This is a genomic window from Streptococcus sp. WM07, assembly GCF_004570525.1.
Lineage (GTDB): Bacteria > Bacillota > Bacilli > Lactobacillales > Streptococcaceae > Streptococcus.
Window position 1 is genome coordinate 1 of the sequence record NZ_SPPZ01000397.1, and the last position, 202, is coordinate 202.

Genomic DNA, 202 nt, shown 5'->3' on the forward strand with positions numbered 1-202 from the left:
CAATTCTTGGCGTTGTAGGTGGCTACCAATTTCTTTTAAATCACCATTACAATCCGGACAAATGCAGACCTCTAAGCGGTGATGTATTTCTTCAGCTTCAAACTGGTCAAGAATGGCCTGCTTACGGCCTTTTGTTTTCTTGCGTTTGTAAGTAATTGTCTCTGTTTCAACTGGGTAAATCAGAGTCTTCTTGAATAGGAGC

1 pseudogene is annotated in these 202 nt (G+C 41.1%); it reads right to left on the reverse strand.

Going from position 1 to position 202, the window contains the following annotated elements:
* Positions 1–183 (reverse strand): annotated as a pseudogene (locus E4T71_RS09725) (IS66 family transposase); the annotation flags it as partial.
* Between the last annotated feature and the right edge of the window lie 19 nt (positions 184–202).